The sequence below is a fragment of the Fictibacillus sp. 5RED26 genome (genome assembly GCF_015903895.1).
In the GTDB taxonomy this organism is placed as follows: Bacteria; Bacillota; Bacilli; order Bacillales; family Fictibacillaceae; genus Fictibacillus; species Fictibacillus phosphorivorans.
The window spans coordinates 147303-167925 of record NZ_JACZDU010000001.1; the positions used below are offsets into that span (position 1 = coordinate 147303).

The following is a 20623-nucleotide window of genomic DNA, read 5'->3' on the forward strand; positions in this document are numbered from 1 at the left end:
TTCCACAATTGTTTTAAGAGGAGAATCTGATGGCAACCATTCAAGATGTGGCGAAGAAAGCAGGATTATCCCGCACAACTGTCTCTAGGGTGATCAATGAACATCCTTATGTGACAGAAGAGAAGAAGCGTCTCGTAACACAGGCGATGCAAGAACTGAATTATGTACCTAATTCATCAGCAAGACGATTGAGGCGGCAGCAGACAGAGACGATTGCTGTCTATGTGCCTCGTATCACGAATCCATTTTTCAGTCATCTAGTTGAAGTGATGGAGAAGGAAGCCGCGAAAAAAGGCTATCAGCTGATACTGTGCCAGACCCGTTATAAGAAAGAGCAAGAGCGGAATTTCTTAGAGCTTTTAAAAACAAAGCAAGTAGATGGTCTGATCTTAACATCCATAGAAAACGATTGGAGTGAGTTTGAACCATACTTATCGTTCGGCCCCATCGTCGTTTGCAACGAATACTCAGACTCTGCTCAAGTACCTTCCGTCTACTTAAACCAGATCGAAGGAAGCTATCTAGGAACGAAGCACTTGATCGATCAAGGCTATACAAAGATCGGGTATTGCACCGGCAACCACAAAAGCTCCAGAGTTTCTAAAGACAGAAAGATCGGATTTTTACAAGCGCTAGATGAAGCGGGAATCATGATGAAGGAAGAGTGGTTCTTTTACAACGCTTATAGTGTACAAGACGGCTTTGCTGCATTTAAAAAATTGAGTGAGCTGGATGATAAGCCACAAGCGGTTTTTACCGGTAGTGATGAAGTGGCAGCAGGTATTGCGAAAGCAGCGTTTGACGCGGGTTGGAGAGTACCTGAAGACCTCGCTATCATAGGGTTTGATAATCAGCCTCTAGCAGCATTGATGGATCTGACGACGGTCGAACAGCCGATTGACACCATTGCAAAGCAGGCTATGAATTTGATGGTAGAAGCGATTCAGGCAAAGAAACCTTTAAGTCGAAAAGAAGTGATTCTGCCATTTCAGTTGATCAAACGATCCTCAACTTAACTTTTTGTGGTGAAATGTAATCGTTTACAAAACAGGAGATTAGGGGGAAATACAATGAAGAAGCTTAAGAAAATCTCAAAAGTGATTTCTACTTCACTAGCATTGTCACTTGTACTTGCAGCTTGTTCGGACAAAGAAGAAGGAAGCAGCAACAGTAACAATTCCGGCGGTGATAAAGACGAAAAAGTAACGATCGTCTATGCACGTGGTAAGGATGATACACAAGGTACAACAGCCATGGTGGAAGCTTTTGAAAAGAAATACCCTAACATTGATGTGGAATTTAAAGAGATGCCTGCGGATACGGGTAAGCAACATGACGCTTATGTAACTGCATTTAACGCGAACTCAGATGAGATCGACGTTATTGATCTAGACGTAATCTGGCCAGCTGAGTTTGCTCAAGCAGGATTCTTGATGCCGCTAGACCGCTTTATGGAAAAAGACGGGATTAACCCAGATGATTATAACGAAGGTGCGATCACAGCATCTAAATTTAAAGGAAAACAATGGGCTCTTCCTAAGTTTATCGATGCGGGAATGCTTTTCTACCGTACAGACTTAGTTGACGAAGGTTCTGTTCCAAAGACGTGGGACGAGCTTTTAGCGAAAGCGAAGGAAACGAAGGGCCAAGGTGGAACACAGTTTGGTTACTTGATGCAAGCGAAGCAATATGAAGGTCTTGTATGTAACGCGGTTGAATTCATCGCATCATACGGTGGTCAGATCATCGACGAAAATGGTGATGTGAAAGTTGACTCTCCTGAAGCGATCAAAGGAATCGCTAAGCTTGTAGAAGTTGCAAACTCTGATGTTGTTCCGCAAAACGTTACAACGTTTGCCGAGCCAGAGTCACATACAGCATTTATCAATGGTCAAGCAGCTCTGATCCGTAACTGGCCATATCAATTTGCACTAGCAAATGATGAGAAGCAATCTAAGATCGCAGGTAAAGTTGGAGTAGCTCCACTTCCAGCAGGGGATGCAGGAACTGCTGCAGCACTTGGCGGCTGGATGGCTGGTATCAACAAAAACACGAAGCACCCTGAAGAAGCTTGGAAGTTCTTAAGCTTTATGGCTGGTAAAGAAGGACAGAAGATCGACGCGATCAAAGGTGGACACGCGCCAACGATTCTTTCTCTATATGAAGACCAAGAAATTTTAGATGCAAACCCTTACTTTAAGGAAGAAGGATTTGTAAACGCACTTGAAGCAGCTGTATCTCGTCCTGTAGCACCGAACTATCCTGAGATCTCTGACATCATTCAAGTACAAGTTTCTCAAGCTGTAGCGAAAAAGATTACTCCAGAACAAGCAGCTAAAAACATGCAAAAAGAAATTTCAGAAAAACTAGTAAAGTAAGAAACGTAAAGTGATAGGGGTACGCCTTTCCATGAGAAAGGCTCCCCTTACTTTTATAATTGGTATCGATTCCACAAAGAGTGAAATGGATGGACGTAACAGCGCCCGTCCGTCGATTGCATTCGAATAGTAAGGAGCTGACACGTTTTGAAACCTGATCTAATGCCTAACAACCAAAAGCAAACTGCACCAAAAACGAAACAAAAGGCGAAGAAAAAGCGCTCTGATCGTTCGCTAGGCTACATGCTGATCGCCCCGTCGATGATCTTGATCTTGATCATTGCCATATGGCCCGTTTTTCAATCTTTCTATTACAGCATGTTTGATCTGAGACTGAACAATCCAGTGAAATCTGAAGCGTATGTGTCTTATAAAGTGAATCTGCAAACCTATCTAGATAACTATCCGTTCTTGATCAGTTCACTAGAAGATGAAGTCGATCAAGCAACAGGAAAAACAAAAACAGAGCTTGAAGCAATCAAAGCAAATCTTGAAAAAGTGGATTCAGAATTAAAGTCTGATGGAGAATTGAGTAGCAAGTATGACGAAATAGATGAGAAGCTTACCGTGATGGAGCCGATCAGTGAAGAGCTTGCTGTTTCTGATTTGGACAAAGAGGTAGCGCTCGATCTGGAGAAAGCTGTCAAAAATTCTTCTGAACGACTTAGAGAACTGAAGGGTGAACTGCAAAACCCAGAAGACGTAATCGGACTTTCAGCATCATTAAAGGATTCAGTCATCACGCCTAACTTTATCGGACTGAAGCATTATAAAGAAAACTTAACAGATAGCCGCATGTGGAAGGCGATTCAAAATACGACTGTTTTTACGGTAATCTCTGTATTTGCAGAGCTCGTTATAGGTCTTGCGATCGCACTCCTTATCAATAAAGCTTTCTTTGGTAGAGGACTCGTGAGAGCAACCATCCTTATTCCATGGGCGATTCCAACCGCTGTATCGGCATTCATGTGGAAGTATCTATATGATGGCCAAAATGGAATCGTAGCCAAAGCTTTTGCGGAGATCGGATTGTTTGACCAGATGACTGATATGCTGACGACCAGTACAGGCGCTATGTTTGCCGTCATTTTCGCAGACGTATGGAAAACGACGCCTTATATGGCACTCTTGTTATTAGCGGGGCTTCAAACGATTCCGAGTTCATTGTATGAAGCAGCAGCGATTGACGGAGCAAGCAAGTGGAAGCAGTTCTTAAAGATCACGCTGCCTCTGCTAAAGTCTAGCATTCTCGTTGCCTTGTTGTTCCGTACATTAGATGCGTTCCGTGTGTTCGACTTAATCTATGTACTTACAGGTGGAGGTCCTGCAAACTCTACGGAAACGATATCGATTCTCGCTTACAAAGTCATGTTTGCACAGACCAATTTCGGTGAAGGTTCGGCGCTGTCGGTTATCGTCTTTGTCTGTGTAGCGATCATCTCTATGATCTACATCAAGTTCCTTGGACGAGACCTTTTAAATGATAAATAAAAACGGAACAGATAAAGGAGTGAATAGGAAATGAACAAAAAAGCAGGCCCAATGTTTTACGTATTCTTAACATTGTTTGTCTTCCTTGTCATGTTTCCGTTTTTATGGGTACTGGCAAGCTCAATTAAACCGGTTGCGGAACTGTTTGGCGACCGTGCGTTCATACCATTTACAAACAACATGACAGGTGAGAACTATGAATCTGTGTTTGTTAACTATCCATTTTTAAAATATTTATGGAACAGCTTAGTCGTGTCGTCGATCACTACCGTCTATGCAGTCCTAGTAGCGAGCTTTGCGGCTTATGCGATCGCACGATTAAACTTTAAAGGAAAAACAGTCATCCTTGGATTAGTGTTATCGGTTTCCATGTTTCCGCAGATCGCAACGATCTCACCAATCTATATCGTATTGAAAAATCTTGGATTAACGAACAGCTATCTAGGTTTGATCATTCCATACACAACATTTACATTGCCATTATCCATCTGGCTGCTCGTCACGTTCTTCCGAAAGATTCCGTTCGATCTTGAAGAAGCAGCAAAAATGGACGGGGCTTCACCGATGCAGACGTATTGGCGTGTAATCCTGCCACTAGCGATACCAGGAATTTTTACAACAGCGATTCTTGTGTTCATATCGGCGTGGAACGAGTTCCTGTTCGCGTTAACGATCAATACCGATGATGAGTTCAAAACCGTTCCGGTCGGGATTGCAATGTTTGAAGGACAATTCACGATTCCTTGGGGAGAAGTTACAGCCGCGACCGTTATCGTAACAGTGCCGCTTGTGATTATGGTTTTACTTTTCCAACGCCGAATCGTATCAGGGTTAACTTCAGGTGCGGTAAAAGAATAGTTTGGAACCTAAACCCTCGCTAAAAAGCGAGGGTTTTTCATTGTAGCTCTTTAAAGAGTTGATTTCCATTTCAAATGCTCGCTTTCCGCAGGGCAGGCGGTGAGCCACATTCGTACGTTTCACTCTTAAGTGTCTTACCTGCCCGCCTGTCCTGCTGGAGTCTCGCATTTTCCACTCCAATCAACTTGTCAAGGAAGAGAATGTACAAAGAGCCAGGAGATAAATATCTGAAGAAATCACTTTGAGTGAACGATTTAATACTCTTTAATATAAAAAAAATTATAACAAAAGCGCTATTTTCTAATTTGTATTATAGATAAATACGGCCTACAATAGGTATTGTTAGAGAAATAACTTACTTTTTGTTTGGAGGAATTAGACGATGTCTAAACATATATTAATGGTCGTAACTACGGCTGATAACATGAACAACGAACACTCAACAGGGTTATGGCTTTCTGAATTTGGTGAGGCGTATGTGGAGTTTGCGAATGCTGGCCATAGTATTACAGTAGCAAGCCCTAAAGGTGGAAAAGCGCCTGTAGATGATCGTAGCTTAGAAGGTGAAGTGCCTCAAGAGATATTAGACACAGCTAAATATCTTGAGAACACATTAAAACTAGAAGAAATCAATGACCTTGATGGTTTTGATGCAATCTTCTTGCCAGGAGGCCATGGAACCATGTTTGACCTTCCTGAAAACACAAAACTGCAAGAGATTATTCGCGACCTTTATGAGCAAAATAAAGTAGTAGCAGCGGTTTGTCATGGTCCTGCAGGGTTAGTTGGTGTGAAACTTTCTGACGGCACTCCGTTAGTAGCTGGAAAAAAAGTGACTGCATTCACAGATGCAGAAGAAGTAGCTACTACTCTTGATCAATACATGCCTTTCTTGTTAGAAACACGCATGCGTGAACTAGGCGCACAATTTGTTGCTGCTGAGAATTGGTCAGATCATGTACAAAGAGATGGACAACTCATTACGGGTCAAAATCCACAATCTACAGTTTCTGTGGCAAAAGAAGTTTTGAAGCAGTTAGCATAATTATGGATAAACCTGCAGACCTTTATAATAAAAGGTTTGCAGGCTTTCTTTTGTGAAAATTGAGAAGGAAATAAGGAGAGGAGAAGATAAGATGAAAGCTTTACTTTTGAAAGAACCCAATCAATGGAAAGAAATGAAGGTAGAAGAAATAGACAAGCCAATTGCGGGAACTGGAGAAGTTGTAGTGAAAATTCATGCCGCTGGATTAAATCCGGTCGATTATAAAACGGCAACTGGAGGAAATCCGAACTGGACGTATCCTCACATTTTAGGACTTGATGCGGCAGGTACCATACATGAAGTTGGAGAAGGTGTAACGGATTGGAAAATCGGTGATCGTGTTGTATATCACGGAGATTTTAACAAAAATGGGGCATACGCTGAATATGGAGTAACAACAGCACATACCATCTCACGTATTCCAGATTCTCTATCATTTGAAGAAGCAGCCGCTCTTCCAACAGCAGGTTATACGGCTTATCAAGCTCTGTTTAGAAAATTACCTATGTCTTCAATCGATACAATTTTGATCCATGCTGGAGCAGGCGGTGTAGGTGGGTTTGCGGTTCAACTGGCTAAAAATGTAGGAAAAACAGTTATCTCCACGGCATCCAAACACAATCATGAGTACGTTCGATCATTAGGAGCAGATCTTGTGATCGACTATAGGGAAGACGATGTTAAGGAAAAAGTAATGGCTTTTACAAATGGTAGAGGTGTTGATGCAGTTCTAGATACAGTCTCTAGAGAAAATGCAACTGCATCACTCGACTTAATCGCATACAACGGACACATTGCACATATTGCAGGCGCTCCGGATTATAAAAAGGTAAAACCATTCACACGAGTGATTTCTTTTCATGAAGTAGCATTAAACGCCATCCATCATAATCAAGACGAAGTGGCAGAACGCGACTTAGCCAAAATGGGTGATGAATTATTGGCGCTGGTCGCAGAAAAGAAAGTTTCTCCACTTATAGAACAAGTTATCTCTCTTGAAGAAGTTCCTGAGACTCTAGGGAAGCTTTCAGAAAGACATGTAAAAGGCAAGATTGTTTGTAAAATCCTATAAGGAGAAGGTGACGGTCATGGCTATTACAATTAATGCAATATTAATAGCAAGAGAAGGCAAAGAGGAAGCGTTGCGTGATGAATTGATTAAGGTTGTACAAGCGTCACGTAAAGAAGAAGGGTGTATCAGCTATATATTGCATGAATCTACTGAGAATCCTTCCATTTTTGTTTTTTATGAAAACTGGCGTGATGAAGACACGCTTAACAGTCACATTGATTCACAGCACTATAAAGCTTATCGCAAAAATATAGAAACTCTTGTACAGAATAGAGAAGTATATCGTTTAAACGTCATTGAGCTATAGAATGAAACACTGCATCGTATCTCATCTGGAGCGGTGCAGTTTTTTACGCATAGATCCCCTTTAGAGAGGAGGAAAATGGATGATTGATTTTGAATGGTACAGAAGTTTCATCAGCATCTACAAACATCGTTCCGTTTCTGCTGCTGCAAAAGCTAGAATCTTAACTCAGCCTGCCATGAGTCAGCATCTAGCAGCTTTAGAATCAGAAATAGGGGAACCTCTCTTTATTCGTGCTCCCCGAAAGATGATACCTACGGACAAAGGAAAAGAGCTGTATACAAAGATTGTTCCGCTGATTGAGAACTTAGAAAATACGACACTAGAAATGCTTCATAGCTCATCTGGAAATGAGCGAGCACCCGTAATCCGTATTGGTTCGCCTGCAGAATATTTTACGATTCGAACTCTTCCTAAAATACGAGACTTAAATATTCGGTTTTTATCTCAGTTCGGAGTAGCAAGTACGTTACTAGAAAAGTTAGAGAAGGATGAAGTAGATCTTATTCTAACCACTCAAAAAGTGCAGCAACAAGGAATTGAATATCAAAAACTCGAAGATGAAGTGTTTGTTGCTGTGGTACCACCAACCTATGAAACAAATCTAGAAAGTACTGCTGAGATTGAGGAGTGGCTGAGCAAACAGAACTGGCTGAGCTATGGGTTGGAACTTCCTATTATAAGAAGATACTGGCGAGATCATTTTAAAAAACGACCAGACTTTCAACCTTGCCATGTGATACCTGATTTAAGATCGATTTTAGAGGGGATCGAAAATGGGTTGGGAATGAGCATACTTCCCACTTATCTAATTGAAAAATCATTGCAAGAAAATCGTGTGAAGATATTGTTTCCTGAACTAACCACAGAGAACACCATCTATGCCGCATATAAAGTAGAACATAAAAACAATCCTGTATTAGTGAAGGTACTAGAGGCTCTTAAACGTAAAAGCTAGTGTGAAGAGTAGTGCATTGTGTAGACTAGTAAATAAAAAAGGCGGAGGGCTTAGAGTTATGAAACTAACGGTCATCGGATATTGGGGTGGTTATCCTGGAGCGGGTGAAGCCACATCAGGATATCTTCTTCAGAGCGGAGGATATAATCTGCTCATCGATTGTGGAAGCGGTGTGCTCTCACAACTGCAAAAGTATATACAGCCTGAAAAACTAGATGCGGTTGTATTATCGCACTACCATGCAGATCATGTGGCTGATGTTGGAGTTCTTCAATACAGTCGTCTCATTCAGTCGTTTTTACAAAAAGGAATACAGCCGCTTCCAATCTATGGTCATGATAAGGATCAAGATGGTTTTCGTTCGCTGACACACGGCAATAGTACAAAAGGAATTCCCTATCATCCTGATGAAGTGTTAAAGGTCGGACCATTCACGATTACGTTTCAGCTGACGAAGCATGCTGCTGTTTGTTATGCGATGCGCATTACAGATGGAAAGCATACGATCGTATATACGGCAGATACTGCGCTCATTCCTGAACTCGTTCCGTTCAGCCGATATGCGGACTTGTTAATCGCAGAATGCAACTTTTACAAAGGGATGGATGGAAGCGGCCCCGGCCACATGACATCAGAGGATTGCGGCAAACTTGCACATGAGTCTGAAGCTCGTGAACTGCTTCTTACTCACCTTCCTCATTTTGGTCAGTTATCACAGCTTGTCACAGAGGCAAAAGAGGTGTATAACAATAAAGTGGAGCTTGCCTCTTCCGGCTGGACGTGGGGAGCTTAAAGATAGGGACTGAAAGAGGAGAGAAATATGCTTTTTATTGATAATGAAAATATTACAGACCCAAGAGTGAATCTAGCTATAGAAGAGTTCGCTTTAAAACATTTAGACATCAATGAAACGTATTTGCTTTTTTATATAAATGAACCATCGATCATCATCGGTAAGAACCAAAATACCGTTGAAGAGATCAACGCGGACTATGTTCGTGATGAAGGTATTCATGTGGTTCGTCGTTTATCAGGTGGCGGTGCCGTGTATCATGATCTCGGAAACTTAAACTTCAGCTTCATTACGAAAGATGACGGTAATTCGTTTCATGATTTCAAGAAGTTTACCGATCCTGTTGTAAAAGCACTAAAAAAACTTGGTGTGAATGCTGAATTAAGCGGACGAAACGACATTTTGGCAAACGGAAAGAAAATTTCCGGCAACGCTCAGTTTTCTACGAAAGGCCGTATGTTTAGCCATGGCACTTTGCTTTTTGATTCTGAGATCGAAAATGTAGTATCTGCCCTAAATGTACGAATGGACAAGATCGAGTCAAAAGGTATCAAGTCCATCCGCAGTCGTGTAACAAATATCCGCGAGCACTTAGACGAAGATATGACGATGGAAGAGTTCAAACAGACGCTTCTTGCTTACTTATTTGAAGAGTTGGATTCTGTTCCAAAATACGAGCTGACTGAAAAAGACTGGGAAGAAATCCGCAAAATCTCAAGAGAACGTTACGCCAACTGGGATTGGAACTACGGAAAGTCACCGAAGTTCAATGTTGAACTTTCGAATCGATTTGCAGCAGGCTCTGTTGATATCAGACTGCACATCGTAAAAGGTATCATTCAAGAAAGTAAGATTTTTGGAGATTTCTTCGGTGTAGGTGACGTGTCAGATATTGAAAGCAAGCTGAACGGTGTTCGTTATGACCGTGAAGCGATCGAGGAAGTGCTTGAGGATTTAGATTTAAGCCACTATTTCGGAAATGTAACGCGTCAGGAGTTCCTTGATCTATTATATTAGGAAGAAAACCGCCTTTTTATGGGCGGTTTTTGTTAGTTTATAACGTTTATAAGTCTTCAGTTTCATTTATAAGTCTTCAAAAAAATTTATAAGTCTTCAAATTTTTTTATAAGTCCTCGAAGACAATTTATAAGTCTTCACCATTTCATCCAAAGTTGCTATATCAGCACTCAAAATCAGTCCAGCTTCAATGACCAGCCCCTCGAGGTCACATTCTTTCCTGACTAGGATACAAAAAGCGTATCCCATTCAGGCAAGGATGTGCTGGCACCACAGGCACAAGAGCAACATCCGTTTGTAAACTACACAAACGGTGTTTTCTATGTCGGGGCTGAACGGTCATTTCAGCTTTGTATTTTATCCGGCATCAACAGCCAGACACTCGAGGTCACTTTACTTATTTCTTGTGACACAAAGAGCGTGTCTTCAGAAAAGAGTAAAGTGCTATTCGTGTCTAAACGGCTGTTTCAGCACTCAAAATCAGTCCAGCTTCAATGACCAGCCCCTCGAGGTCACATTCTTTCCTGACTAGGATACAAAAAGCGTATCCCATTCAGGCAAGGATGTGCTGTCACCACAGGCACAAGTGCAACATCCGTTTGTAAATGATACAAACGGTGTTTTCTATGTCGGGGCTTAACGGTCATATCAGCTTTGTATTTTCATTTGACAGAAAATTATTATAAATGATAAGCTGAAACCAAATACATCACACAATAATTAGATAACGGTACAAAAACGTCATATTTTTTTAATCTCAATTGTAATCGCTTACATATTATAAAGGGAGATGAAAGAATGATCCTCCATCCACAAGTGGAATGTATGAGTCGTGATGAAAAAGAAGAGCTGCAGCTTTATCGGTTAAAGCAGACGGTACAGAGCGTTTATGAGAATGTCCCTTTTTATAAAACGGCATTTGACGAAAAAGGAATTCAGCCCTCTTCAATTGATACTTTAGAAGATCTTCAAAAACTTCCTTTTACCGTAAAAAAAGATCTTCGCGATCATTATCCTTTTGGGCTTTTTGCAGTTCCGCAAGATCACCTCGTTCGACTGCACGCATCTTCTGGAACGAGCGGTAAACCGACAGTGGTTGGCTATACAGAAGGAGACATTGACAGGTGGAGTAACATGGTAGCGCGTTCTATCGCAATCGCAGGTGGAGAGCCTGGTCACGTACTTCATAATGCATATGGCTATGGTCTTTTTACAGGAGGGCTCGGCCTTCATAACGGATCAGAGCGCCTTGGCATGATTACTGTTCCTGTTTCTGGAGGAAATACAGAACGGCAAATTCTTTTGATCGAAGACTTTAAGCCACAGGTGATCTGCGGAACGCCTTCTTATATCTTAACCATTGCTGAAAAGATGGAGGAGATGGGAAAAGATCCGAAAGTTACTTCGATAGAATATGGAATATTTGGAGCAGAGCCGTGGTCTGAGGAGCTGCGTGCAACTCTCGAAGAGAAGCTTGGCATCAAAGCGATGGACATTTATGGATTAAGCGAAGTGATGGGTCCTGGTGTAGCGATGGAATGTCATGAAGCACAAAACGGGCTTCATATTATGGATGATCATTTTTTAGCTGAAATCATTAATCCTGATACGCTTGAACCTATGCCTGAGGGTCAGTATGGCGAACTTGTGTTTACGAGTTTAACGAAGGAAGCTTTTCCGATCATCCGATATCGTACGGGAGATATTGCTTCGATTAATCGAGTACCTTGCAGCTGTGGAAGGACTTCCATACGAATGAGTCGTGTAAAGGGACGAATCGATGACATGATTATCGTTCGTGGAGTTAACGTGTTTCCGTCTGAAATCGAAAACTGTCTTCTTTCTATAGAGGATATCGTTCCTCACTATCAAGTTCATATTCTAACAGAAGGATTAAAAGAGCATATTGAACTTCATGTTGAGATGACGGAACAGCTTTATGCTGTAACAAACGGTGACGAAAATCATGAGGCGACGCATCTATTAAAGAATACCATCACAAAGAAAATTAAAGACACATGCCTTGTATCCATGAATATTAAAGTGTATCCACCAAAAGGAATACCACGTTCTGAAGGTAAGGCGATTCGTGTGGTCAGACAGATACAGAAAAAAATGGGTGTTTAACTACTTTTCAATCGTATGACGTTAATTTATAATTACGGTAAATAAACGTAATATAATAGGAGGGAACAACATGACAGTTGGTATGAGTTTTAATCAGCTTAGTGAAGAAGAGAAAATGACTCATTTTCTTGATCGGATCAACGCCGGTGAGAAGATCGAACCGGATGACTGGATGCCGGAAGATTATCGCTTGCAGCTGATTCGTTTGATTTCGATGCATGGCATTTCGGAAATTATGGGAGCGCTTCCAGAGAAAGAATGGGTACCTAAAGCACCTTCACTTCACCGCAAACTCGCGATCATGGCTAAAGTTCAGGATGAGATGGGACATGGGCAGCTCTTGCTTCGTGTGGCAGAAGATTTGATGGCACCTCTTGGCAAGAACCGCCATGACATCATGGAAGACCTTTTTTCAGGAAAATTAAAGTTTCATAACGTGTTTCATATGGATGCTCCAACTTGGGGCGATGCGGGAATCATCGCTTGGCTTGTAGACGGAGCGGCAATCATCTCTCAAAGTATGATGCTTGATTCTTCTTACGGTCCATACGCCAGGGCGTTAAAGCGTATCTGTGCAGAAGAAGTTTTCCACGCACAGCACGGCGAGAGCATCATTTTAGCGATGGCCGAAGGAACACCGGAACAGCGTGAAATGCTGCAGGATTCGTTAAACCGCTGGTGGGAATCACTGATCATGTTCTTTGGGCCAAAGTCAGCAAAAGAAACAGGAAATTCAAACGCTGACAAGAACATCATGTACAAAATCCGTACAAAAACAAACGAGGACCTCAGACAAGAGTTCTTCACTAAATATATTCCTCGTATTTGGTCGCTTGGGCTAACGATTCCAGATGATACGATCCGTTTTGATGAAGACAGTCAGATGTGGATCTATAAGGATGCTGACTGGAGCACGTTCAAACAGATTGTTTCTGGTAACGGGCCACAATCACAAAACCGTTTAGATCTTCGACGCCGCTCATATAAAAATAACGAGTGGGTTCGCGCGGCACTCGCTGCTAAAAAGGCGATCTAACAGCGGAAAGGAGAGAAACAAAGGTGAACGAATCAACAAATGAATTTTACAACGTGTATGAAGTATTCAGCAAAAAAACAGATAAATCTCCGTTTCAACATAGCTTCAGCCTTTTAGCACCAAACGCGGATATGGCACTCATCATGGCAAAAGAGAACTTCTTCAGAAGAGAAACGGTCGCTGACATCTGGGTTGTGAAAAGAGAGAACATAAGGGGTCTTAACCAGGACGAAAGAGAAATGCTTAAACGCCTCGATAAACAATATAGAGAAACAAAAGGATATGGTTATCTGAAGAAGAAGTGGCGTGACTACAACCAGGAGCAGTTTACCGAACAACACATCCTTGGCGGAAGGGGAGACAATTCATGACACAGGAAACGTTAAAACCACAAGAAAAGAAAGCGTTGATCGAGCTTCTTTATCAGCTTGCAGACGATGATTTTCTTCTTGCGTTTCGCGGATCGGAGTGGCTTGGTCTTGCGCCGCATATTGAAGAGGATGTTGCGTTCTCTTCTATCTCACAAGACATGATGGGACACGCAAATTTGTACTATAACCTGCTAGAGAGCCTTGGAGAAGGCGAAGCAGACAGGATTGCTCACTTGCGATCTCCTGATCAGTTTCGAAATGCCATCATCTTAGAAGAAGTGAACGGACCTGGAACGTACTTAAAAGAACCAGATTATGACTGGGCCTTCACTGTTGTACGCAACTACTTTTACGCTGTACACAAACATATTCGTCTAGATTCACTGCGCCACTCTTCCTATGAACCTTTGGCAGAAGCAGCCCGTAAAATCATGACAGAGCAGTATTACCATCTGATGCACTGGGAGATTTGGTTCAAGCAGCTTATGACAAGTACAGATGAAGCAATCGAGCGAATGACAGCAGCGATCCAAAAGGTTTGGAGAGATTTTGGCGGAGTTCTTACGCTAGGACCGTACTATGAAGATATCGTGAAAGCAAACTTCATTGATGACGAGAACGTTATGAAAAAGAGATGGAACAACAAGATTGAAGCTGTCTTAAAAGAAGTAGGTGCATCCTATCCGGGTGAACCTCGCATGGAAAGAGGAAACGGCCGAAACGGCGTGCACACGGAAGACTTGAAGCAAGCAACTGCAACACTTTCTGAAGTTTATGCAACAAATCCTTCAACTGGCTGGTAAGACGATTTAGAAAGGAGATGAACCACGTGTCCGAATTAAAGAGCAGCATGACTGATAGTGTGATGGACGCGCTTGGGGATGTGAAAGATCCTGAAATCGCCTCTGTCAGTATATTGGATCTCGGAATGGTGCACGAAGTGGACGTGACAGATGATAAGGTCAGGATTTCTGTTCTGCCTACGTTCTCTGGCTGCCCAGCCCTGCACATCATCGAACGAGATATAAAAAAAGCGGTTGAAAATGTAGAAGGAATTATTTCAGCAGAAGTGAAATTTGTATTTACACCATCGTGGACAACAGATCGCATTACAGCCGAAGGGCGTGAGAGGTTAAAAGAGTTTGGCATCTCACCGCCACCTGCGAACCATGTGATGGGTGAACCTTGGGAGATTGATTGTCCGTATTGTGGATCAACGTATGTAACGATGGAAAACATCTTTGGACCTACAGCATGCAGAAGTATCCTATATTGCAAGTCGTGCAAGAACCCGTTTGAAGCGATGAAACCTGTTGCTGACATGGGGTAAGAGAAATGATGATTTTAAAAATAGGGAGGAAACACACATGGTAAAACTAATCGCACTTTACAAAACACCTGAAAACTTGGAGCAGTTCGACGAGCACTATTTTGGACATCATACTGAGATCACGAAAAAGATTCCTGGACTTCGTAAAATGGAAGTAACAAAAATCGTAGGTTCACCGATGGGGAAAAGCGACTATCACATTCTTTGTGAGATGTACTATGACGATCATGATGCGTTGAAAGCCGCGATGAAGTCTGATGAAGGTAAAGCTTCAGGAAAAGACTTAATGAGCTTTGCAGCAGAGCTTGTTACCCTTATGATCGGTGAGGAAATCAATGAGTAATTATGAAACAATTCTAACCTCTGTTGAAGATGGGATCGCCTTCATTCAATTAAACAGGCCACGTGTGTTAAACGCGATCAACAGGCCGATGGTTACGGAACTATTAGATGCTTTTGAAAGCTTCGACCGTAATGATGAGGTAAAAGCAATTGTTTTAACAGGCAGTGAGCGTGCATTTGCAGCCGGTGCCGACATTGATGAGATGAAAGAAGATACAGCGGTCTCTCTTGAACTATTAAATCAGTTTAAAGAATGGGATCGTCTCGCAACGATAAAAAAGCCGATCATCGGTGCCGTCAATGGCTATTGCTTTGGCGGAGGCTTTGAACTAGCGCTGTGCGCAGACATCCTCTTTGCAGCAGAAAACGCACAGTTTGGATTTCCTGAGATCAAGCTTGGCGTGATGCCAGGTGCTGGTGGCACGGTAAAACTTACAAAGCTGATGGGGCAGAAAAAAGCTCTTGAATGGCTATGGCTCGGTGACCCGATGACAGCCCATGAAGCACTTCAATATGGCGTGATCAACCGCGTTATAGCACCAGAACTTGTCGTGGACGAGGCAAAAAAGTATGCGAAGATTGTAGCTTCTAGAGCACCTTTATCTACTCGTTTAATAAAAGAGACCGTTTATAAGTCCATTGATTATTCCACACACGAAGGCATGCAGTTCGAACGTAAAAACTTTTATCTATTATTCTCGTCTCAAGATCAAAAAGAAGGCATGAAGGCTTTCGTTGAAAAGCGTCCAGCCGAATTTAAAGGGAAGTAGAGGGGATATGAACATGTTTGAAACGATCAGCTACGAAACAAGAGGAAAAACGGCTTGGATTACTTTAAATCGTCCGGATAAGCTCAATGCATTCACTTCGCTCATGCATAAGGAAATGGTTTCTGCGATAAAAGAAGCCAACAAAGACAGCAATGTGAGAGCCGTTGTTATAACAGGCGCAGGGCGTGCATTCTGTTCAGGTCAAGATCTAACAGGTTCACCAGAGGGCGCTGATTATGGCGATGTTCTGCGAAAAGGATATAATCCGATGGTGCAAGCACTAGTTGGCATGGAGAAGCCAGTTATCGCAGCAGTGAACGGTGTTGCGGCTGGTGCAGGAATGAGTCTCGCGCTAGCTTGTGACTTCCGTATCGCAAGTGAAAAAGCGAGTTTCATAGAAGCGTTCATTCATGTTGGTCTTGTACCTGATTCTGGAAATCTGTACTTCTTGCCTCGTTTAGTAGGACATGCAAAAGCAATGGAGCTTGCTGTGTTAGGTGAGAAGATTACCGCTCAACAAGCAAAAGAGTTTGGACTTGTAACGAAAACGGTAAGTGAAGAAGAGTTCATGCTTGAAGTGGAAACGTTCGCTGAAAAACTAGCCAACATGCCAACGAAAGCAATCGGGCTCATCAAACGCTATATGAATAAAAGCTGGGAAAGCGATTTGAACGAGGTGCTGGAATATGAAGCACAAGCGCAAAAAATTGCTGGAGAGTCAGCGGATCACCAAGAAGGTCTTCATGCATTTATAGAAAAGAGAAAACCAGCATTCACAGGAAAATAGACATCTAGATTAAAAGGAGTGGAGAACATGAGCACAAAGACAGAAGTGAAAGCAGTAAAACGTGATGTATACGAAATGGTTATTGGAGGACAAAGTGTTGGTGGATCTGAAGGAGAATACTTTGTTACATATAATCCAGCAACAGGTGAACCGTTAGCGAAAGTAGCGAAAGCAACGAAAGCGGATGTTGACCGTGCTGTTGAGGCGGCAAGAACAGCTTTTGAAACAGGGAAATGGAAGCGCTCTCCTGTAAATAAGCGTTCTCGTACGATGAACAAGATTGCTAGCATCATGCGTTCTCGTTATAACGAGCTTGTTGAGCTTGAAATTTTAAACAGCGGAAAATCGTTAAGTGCTGCACAAGGTCAAGTCATGCAAGCGATTGAAGACTTTGAGTTCTATGCGGGTGCAATCGTCAGCCACCGCGGTGCTGTAAACCCGATGCCAGGACCGTTCATGAACTACACGTTAAAAGAACCTCTAGGCGTATGCGCACAGATTATTCCTTGGAACTATCCGATGATGATGGCAGCGTGGAAGATCGCACCAGCAATCGCAACTGGTTGTTCGGTCATTCTAAAGCCTGCGAGCTTAACGCCACTAACAGCGATCGTAATGACAGAGATCTGCCATGAAGCGGGTGTTCCAGAAGGTGTTGTAAACATCATTACAGGTGACGGAGCTACGGTAGGTTCATACCTTGCTGAACACGAAGGTGTTGATAAAGTCGCGTTCACTGGTGAAACAGGAACAGGAAAAGACATTATGGCTAAGGCGTCTCAAACGTTAAAACGTGTAACGCTTGAACTTGGCGGGAAATCTCCTAATTTAGTTTTTGCGGATACAGATATTGATGCGGCAGTCGACGGCTCATTATTTGGTATTTTTTATAACACAGGTCAATCTTGTGAAGCACGTTCTCGTCTTTATATCGAGGAAAGTGTATATGATGCTTTCATGGAAAAGTTCGTTGAAAAAGCGAAGAAGCTTGTACTAGGTAATCCACTCGATCAAAGTACACATGTTGGAGCAATCATTTCAGAGCGCCAGCTTGAAGTGATCGACGGTTACGTGAAATCGGCTGAAGAAGAAGGAGCAACTATCCTTCTAGGCGGTGGACGTGCAAAAGTGGACGGTTATGAAAACGGTCATTGGTACCTTCCGACGATCATCACAGATGTAAATGAAGACATGAAAGTAGTTAAAGAAGAAATCTTCGGGCCGGTTGTCGTGGTGTCTACGTTTAAGGACGAAAAAGAGGCTGTGAAACTAGCAAACAACACAGACTTTGGTTTAGCAGCAGCGATCTGGACGAAGGATCATGCGAAGGCAACTCGTGTTGCAGGCATGATTCAAGCTGGAACGATCATGATCAACTCACCATTCTCTGCATTCCCAGGGACACCATTCGGCGGCTACAAGCAATCCGGTTTCGGCCGCGAGCTATGTATCGAGACACTGGATCTTTACTCAGAAACAAAGAGCGTCGTGTCCTACACAGGATCACGTCCGTTGAATCCTTTTAATCTGTAATTTAGTTTATGTCTAGCTCTGTTAACTTGCGTTGAGAGATCTAGTAACAAACTTGGAAAAGCGGGCCATCGTGCTCGCTTTTTATACAATGTTTTATTTGAAAAGGTTCTTTATCTATAGCTTCAATGACCAGTTGGTTGGAGTGCAAGGTGCGAGACTCCTGCGGGACTGGCGGTCAGGTGAGACCCTTAAGGGCGCAAAGCGGCAAGGGGCTCACCGCCTGCCCCGCGGAAAGCGAGCATCCTGGAACGGAAATCAACTACTTCCAAAAGCATCTATGCATACAAAACGTTAAACACTTGTTTAAAAGAAAGGCAGGAGAGACTATTGATACAAAATGCTGTTGTCATCGGATCTGGTGTGATGGGAAGAGGAATCGCCTATGTGAGCGCAGTTGGCGGTTTTGATGTTCAGCTCGTTGATGTAAAAGAAGAACAACTACAAAATGCAAAAAAAGAGATCGATTCTATTTTTTCAAAAGCAGTATCTCGCGGAAAGTTATCACAAAGTGTAGCTGAAGAAGCGCAAACAAGACTTTCATATGCTACGAATCTATCAGCAGCCGTGAGCGGTGCTGATCTAGTGATTGAAGCTGTTCCAGAAAATATAGAGATCAAGCGTGCTGTTTTTGAAGAACTAGACCGTTCAGCACCTGAACATTGTGTCCTTGCGACAAACACTTCAACGATGAGTCCGACAGAAATTGGTTCATTTACAAAACGACCTGAAAAAGTAATCGCCATGCACTTCTTTAATCCGGTCCATAGAATGCCACTCGTTGAGATCGTTCGCGGGCATGAAACAAGCGATGAAACGGTTGAACACGCTAAGGAAGCTGCTGTGAAGATGGGTAAAGAAACAGTAACCGTTAATGAGTTTCCAGGATTCGTTACAAGCCGAATCTCTGCCATGATTGGGAATGAAGCTTTCTATATGCTGCAAGAAGGTGTTGGTACACCAGAAGATATCGATAAAGCCATTAAACTTGGTTTGAATTTTCCAATGGGGCCGTTCGAGCTCGGCGATTTAGTAGGTCTTGATACACGACTGAATAACTTGAACTATCTTCATAAAACGTTAGGCGAAAAATATCGTCCGGCACCCCTATTAGTGAAGTATGTTAAAGCGGGAAGACTTGGCCGAAAGTCAGGTAAAGGGGTATACGACTATACCAGGGAAGACAGCGGGGTGAAAAAGTAATGAAAGAGGTCGTCATCGTTGATGCTGTCCGTACGCCTATAGGAAGATATAAAGGTGGACTAAAAACGGTTCGCCCCGATGATCTAGGAGCAGTGGTAATCAAAGCGCTTGTTGAAAGAAACCCTGAACTTCCTGTTGGAGAGATCGAAGAAGTAATATTCGGAAACGCCAATGGAGCAGGAGAAGATAATCGTAACGTGGCAAGAATGTCTGCTTTACTCGCTGGACTTCCTGTTGAAGTAGGTGGAACGACGATCAACCGCTTATGTGGATCTGGTATGGATGCGGTCATTTACGGTGCCAGGGCTATCTTGGCAGGAGAAGGTGATATCTTCATCGCGGGTGGAACGGAGAGTATGACACGCGCACCACTCGTAATGGGAAAGCCTGAGATCGACTATCCTCGTGGTGATATGAAAATGTTTGATACGACGATCGGATGGCGTTTCGTTAATCCGCTTCTGCATGAAAAGTTCGGTACAGACTCTATGCCTGAAACAGCAGAGAACGTAGCGAAGAAATATGGAATTACAAGAGAAGAACAAGATCAGTTCGCATATGATTCTCAACAAAAAGCAAAAGAAGCTACCCTACAGAACCGATTTAAAGAGGAGATCGTTCCTGTAAGAATAGTAGACCGAAAAGGAAACGAAACGTGGGTGACAGAAGATGAACACCCTCGTCCTGAAACGTCGCTTGAAAAGCTTGGTATGCTTAAACCGTTGTTTAAAAACGGAAGCGTCACAGCGGGAAATGCTTCTGGGGTGAACGATGGAGCTTCTGCATTACTGTTGATGAGCCGTGAAAAAGCAGATCAGCTAGGATTAAAGCCTTTAGCTCGATATGTCTCTTCCGGTGTTGCAGGTCTGGAACCAGCTATAATGGGTGTAGGTCCGATCGAAGCTTCCAAAAAAGCATTGAAGCGGGCAGGTCTCTCTATAGCTGACCTTGATTTGGTCGAGTTGAATGAAGCTTTTGCATCACAATCTCTTGCCTGTATGAGCGAACTGGGACTTGATCACAGTAAAGTTAACGTGAACGGCGGTGCGATTGCGTTTGGCCATCCACTTGGAGCTAGCGGTGCGCGCATTTTAACAACGCTTATTCACGAAATGAAAAAGCAAGGATCACGCTACGGTCTCGCAACCATGTGTATCGGTGTTGGTCAAGGTATTGCTTCCATCGTGGAAGCGATTAATGAATAGGAGGGT

General features: G+C 42.8%; 21 protein-coding genes. All 21 read left to right on the top strand.

What is annotated here, in order from left to right:
• Nucleotides 1-29 precede the first annotated feature (29 nt).
• The 21 genes from IHV10_RS00810 (at nucleotide 30) to IHV10_RS00910 (ending at nucleotide 20617) form a co-directional block, all read left to right on the top strand.
• Nucleotides 30-1016, top strand: a complete 987-nt coding sequence (locus tag IHV10_RS00810; protein WP_197126885.1) for a LacI family DNA-binding transcriptional regulator — start codon at nucleotides 30-32, stop codon at nucleotides 1014-1016.
• A gap of 54 nt (nucleotides 1017-1070) precedes the next feature.
• On the top strand, nucleotides 1071-2378 hold the full coding sequence (locus IHV10_RS00815) for an ABC transporter substrate-binding protein (RefSeq protein ID WP_197126886.1): 1308 nt from the start codon (nucleotides 1071-1073) through the stop codon (nucleotides 2376-2378).
• 162 nt (nucleotides 2379-2540) lie between these two features.
• The gene (locus IHV10_RS00820; RefSeq protein WP_197128135.1) at nucleotides 2541-3869 is read left to right on the top strand and encodes an ABC transporter permease subunit; all 1329 of its coding nucleotides are present in this window, start codon (nucleotides 2541-2543) and stop codon (nucleotides 3867-3869) included.
• 30 nt (nucleotides 3870-3899) lie between these two features.
• The gene (locus IHV10_RS00825) at nucleotides 3900-4727 is read left to right on the top strand and encodes a carbohydrate ABC transporter permease (RefSeq protein ID WP_197126887.1); all 828 of its coding nucleotides are present in this window, start codon (nucleotides 3900-3902) and stop codon (nucleotides 4725-4727) included.
• Nucleotides 4728-5109: 382 nt separating this feature from the next.
• Nucleotides 5110-5772, top strand: a complete 663-nt coding sequence (locus tag IHV10_RS00830) for a type 1 glutamine amidotransferase domain-containing protein (RefSeq protein ID WP_197126888.1) — start codon at nucleotides 5110-5112, stop codon at nucleotides 5770-5772.
• Between the two features lie 91 nt (nucleotides 5773-5863).
• A complete protein-coding gene (locus IHV10_RS00835) occupies nucleotides 5864-6844 on the top strand; it encodes a zinc-binding dehydrogenase (protein ID WP_197126889.1) in 981 nt (326 codons plus the stop codon).
• A 16-nt stretch (nucleotides 6845-6860) separates the two neighbouring features.
• Complete coding sequence (locus IHV10_RS00840; RefSeq protein ID WP_197126890.1) at nucleotides 6861-7151, top strand: putative quinol monooxygenase; 291 nt, start codon at nucleotides 6861-6863, stop codon at nucleotides 7149-7151.
• A gap of 79 nt (nucleotides 7152-7230) precedes the next feature.
• Nucleotides 7231-8106, top strand: coding sequence for a LysR family transcriptional regulator (locus IHV10_RS00845; RefSeq protein WP_197126891.1), 876 nt, complete (start codon nucleotides 7231-7233; stop codon nucleotides 8104-8106).
• Between the two features lie 58 nt (nucleotides 8107-8164).
• Nucleotides 8165-8899, top strand: coding sequence for an MBL fold metallo-hydrolase (locus tag IHV10_RS00850; protein WP_197126892.1), 735 nt, complete (start codon nucleotides 8165-8167; stop codon nucleotides 8897-8899).
• A gap of 27 nt (nucleotides 8900-8926) precedes the next feature.
• Nucleotides 8927-9916: a lipoate--protein ligase gene (locus tag IHV10_RS00855; protein ID WP_197126893.1), complete on the top strand. Its 990-nt coding sequence runs from the start codon at nucleotides 8927-8929 to the stop codon at nucleotides 9914-9916.
• A gap of 798 nt (nucleotides 9917-10714) precedes the next feature.
• The gene (locus tag IHV10_RS00860; RefSeq protein WP_197126894.1) at nucleotides 10715-12043 is read left to right on the top strand and encodes a phenylacetate--CoA ligase family protein; all 1329 of its coding nucleotides are present in this window, start codon (nucleotides 10715-10717) and stop codon (nucleotides 12041-12043) included.
• Between the two features lie 70 nt (nucleotides 12044-12113).
• Nucleotides 12114-13079, top strand: coding sequence for a 1,2-phenylacetyl-CoA epoxidase subunit PaaA (paaA, locus tag IHV10_RS00865; protein WP_137790508.1), 966 nt, complete (start codon nucleotides 12114-12116; stop codon nucleotides 13077-13079).
• A 23-nt stretch (nucleotides 13080-13102) separates the two neighbouring features.
• Nucleotides 13103-13450, top strand: a complete 348-nt coding sequence (gene paaB, locus IHV10_RS00870; protein ID WP_066391438.1) for a 1,2-phenylacetyl-CoA epoxidase subunit PaaB — start codon at nucleotides 13103-13105, stop codon at nucleotides 13448-13450.
• Nucleotides 13447-14253, top strand: a complete 807-nt coding sequence (gene paaC / locus IHV10_RS00875; RefSeq protein ID WP_197126895.1) for a 1,2-phenylacetyl-CoA epoxidase subunit PaaC — start codon at nucleotides 13447-13449, stop codon at nucleotides 14251-14253. Before paaB ends, paaC begins: the two co-directional genes overlap by 4 nt.
• Before the next feature lie 26 nt (nucleotides 14254-14279).
• Nucleotides 14280-14780, top strand: a complete 501-nt coding sequence (gene paaD, locus IHV10_RS00880; protein WP_370629631.1) for a 1,2-phenylacetyl-CoA epoxidase subunit PaaD — start codon at nucleotides 14280-14282, stop codon at nucleotides 14778-14780.
• Nucleotides 14781-14817: 37 nt separating this feature from the next.
• Nucleotides 14818-15123, top strand: coding sequence for an EthD family reductase (locus IHV10_RS00885; protein WP_066235887.1), 306 nt, complete (start codon nucleotides 14818-14820; stop codon nucleotides 15121-15123).
• On the top strand, nucleotides 15116-15892 hold the full coding sequence (locus IHV10_RS00890; RefSeq protein ID WP_197126896.1) for an enoyl-CoA hydratase/isomerase family protein: 777 nt from the start codon (nucleotides 15116-15118) through the stop codon (nucleotides 15890-15892). Before IHV10_RS00885 ends, IHV10_RS00890 begins: the two co-directional genes overlap by 8 nt.
• Before the next feature lie 13 nt (nucleotides 15893-15905).
• Entirely contained in the window at nucleotides 15906-16679 is a 774-nt protein-coding gene (locus IHV10_RS00895) for an enoyl-CoA hydratase-related protein (protein WP_197126897.1), read from the top strand.
• A 27-nt stretch (nucleotides 16680-16706) separates the two neighbouring features.
• Nucleotides 16707-18212 carry an aldehyde dehydrogenase family protein gene (locus IHV10_RS00900; RefSeq protein WP_197126898.1) on the top strand — a complete coding sequence of 502 codons (1506 nt, stop codon included), beginning with the start codon at nucleotides 16707-16709 and terminating at the stop codon, nucleotides 18210-18212.
• 327 nt (nucleotides 18213-18539) lie between these two features.
• Nucleotides 18540-19412: a 3-hydroxyacyl-CoA dehydrogenase gene (locus IHV10_RS00905; RefSeq protein WP_197126899.1), complete on the top strand. Its 873-nt coding sequence runs from the start codon at nucleotides 18540-18542 to the stop codon at nucleotides 19410-19412.
• The gene (locus IHV10_RS00910; protein ID WP_197126900.1) at nucleotides 19412-20617 is read left to right on the top strand and encodes a thiolase family protein; all 1206 of its coding nucleotides are present in this window, start codon (nucleotides 19412-19414) and stop codon (nucleotides 20615-20617) included. The genes IHV10_RS00905 and IHV10_RS00910 overlap by 1 nt, the downstream gene beginning before the upstream one ends.
• Nucleotides 20618-20623 lie beyond the last annotated feature (6 nt).